Source organism: Eoetvoesiella caeni (genome assembly GCF_003315175.1).
GTDB classification, from domain to species: Bacteria; Pseudomonadota; Gammaproteobacteria; order Burkholderiales; family Burkholderiaceae_B; genus Eoetvoesia; species Eoetvoesia caeni.
The window spans coordinates 1-2,073 of sequence record NZ_QNRQ01000040.1 but is presented as its reverse complement, the minus strand read 5'-3'; the positions used below and the strand labels follow the sequence as shown (position 1 = coordinate 2,073).

Sequence of the window (2,073 nt, the reverse complement as noted above, 5' to 3'; positions counted from 1 at the left end):
ACACCGCGCATCCTCCGATTTGCAGTGTCGAACCCTATCAGATCAACCGGCCAAGATAGTTGTCGCTGACCGGTCAAGTTAATTGTCGCTGAACATACCAAATCGGGAGTCCCGATGGAGCATGTCTGTTTGACGATCGAATATCTTCTTCTCGCGCTCCGAGTTGACGATTGTTATAACGTCACTATTTCGAGTAGAGATATTACGGATGCAGTAGCCGCTTCAAATCTGGCGGTTTTCAGTGGATTAATGCACGGAGATAACGGCGTTGAGTAATAAGCCATCGCCATATTCGTAGACAATAGCCTATTAGATTTTAAAGATGCGTATCAAGAGGTCGGGCTGTTATCACCGATGATTACAGTGGGGGAAATACGATGTCAGATCGATTGACTTGGGATGCTCATGCGCCCGCCCCATATGAATCAGGATGGTCCGTCTTTTTAAAGGTATTGTCGGTTAACCGCATGACGATGCGTGAACTAGAGCAACTGATAGAGCAGGATTCTGTACCTAAAAACGATAGTAAGTCTCGAAACTATCTGGATGGTCGTTGGATTTACTTTGAGCGATATGCTGGTTTTCTAGGGGTAGCTGCTGAACGGTTGAAAGAGGGGTTTTTGGATCAGTTGGGAATCACACCAATAGAAACTCCTTGGAATGATATTCGCCATTGTCCACAATGTCATGAGTTAGGATACCACTGTGTCTTGTTTCAACTGACTATTATTGAAGAATGCCCTTGGCACCGCTGTAAGCTGACTACACCTTGTAAACGTTGCGGTTTATTTAGCACGTTGAATTCCTTCTGCTCGCCTCATGCAAAAGATGATGAGCGATTTTGCGTGGTCTGTGGAAGACGCCTTAGTCATTTTATTAACGCACCTCGCTTTAACGCACTTGATGATACGTCACAATACACAATAATCGGATACTGCAGAGAATATCTTGACTGGTTTAAAAAGGTGAAAATAGACACTTTACATTGTTCTTTCTTTACCACTGAACTGCGACGTGTGCATCAAGAGGAAGAAGTTCCTAATTTGTTTGCGCAGCGACAACTGGGGTTTGCTAGAGGTCTCGCAAAAGAACAGCTGTATTGGAAATTTTCAGTGGATGCAAAGCCCGCGCGCTTGATTTCGCGAACTTACGTCGTCGATAACAAGACACATAATTCAAAGCATTATCTTGCTGATAGCGTGGGTCATAGCTATCGCAGCATCTGTCGTCATATTTATACTAAGCATTTGCGGGCACATCATGCTTGCATTAAACATTTGGTTAGTCTCTCTCGTGATGAAGCACTATTTCTTCATAGTGAAAAGGCCTGTTTACCTGCCGTCGCTTTTTTAACATGGAGAATGTCAGTAGAAGGAGTTTGCAATATAGAAGAGCTCCAATCTAAGGAGGAAAAGCAAATTCCTTTGCGATTAATGAGTCCGCATACCCAGTTTTCTTCCCTTAGCATTAACGATCAAATTCGTTGGACTTACGATAGCTTTTTTGGACTACTAGCTGCTCTGGAGGCACACCACGAGCTATATTGGCGGATGGTTATAACTTTAGCTAGCGCTAAGGCATGCGATGGTTTTTTACAATCACATTTTACCCAGGGGAGTAATAGCTCACGCATCGCAAAAAAGGGTACTGTTCAAATGCTTCGGCCCGAAGTTGTCTGTTTGGCTGAAAAAAAATGTGCGAAATGGCTTGCACTATCTCAGACCCCCAATCAAAGCATGTGTGATGATTACGCGTACGATAGTGCTATGACGTGGTGGTGGGGCAACGATCACAGTCAATATGCAAAAAGTTTATTTAAACTTACTCAAAGTGAGCGATACGGAAAGCAGATATTTGTACATTTCAATGTTTAGTTTTTTTAATTGAAGATTCTGAAAAATGCAATACAGTTTGCATGTCAATAAATCAAACCCAATAATAGGGGTAAGTATGCTCCAAGTGCTGCTGGCTAACATTTTGAATCGGCCAGGGTTTGCTAGACACGTTTTAGCCTCATAATACTCACTGAGGAGATGATTATGAGCACGGCCCGATTTACGGAAGAATTCAAAC

1 protein-coding gene is annotated in these 2,073 nt (G+C 43.0%); it reads left to right on the top strand.

Features of this window, described 5'->3' with window-relative positions; all coding sequences use genetic code 11:
• Window positions 1-377 precede the first annotated feature (377 nt).
• Window positions 378-1,874 carry a hypothetical protein gene (locus tag DFR37_RS22925; protein ID WP_147251677.1) on the top strand — a complete coding sequence of 499 codons (1,497 nt, stop codon included), beginning with the start codon at window positions 378-380 and terminating at the stop codon, window positions 1,872-1,874.
• Window positions 1,875-2,073: the final 199 nt, after the last annotated feature.

Excerpts from the sequence above, each read along its gene's own strand:
- DFR37_RS22925 (WP_147251677.1), top strand. The coding sequence starts at position 378 with ATGTCAGATCGATTGACTTGGGATGCTCATGCGCCCGCCCCATATGAA.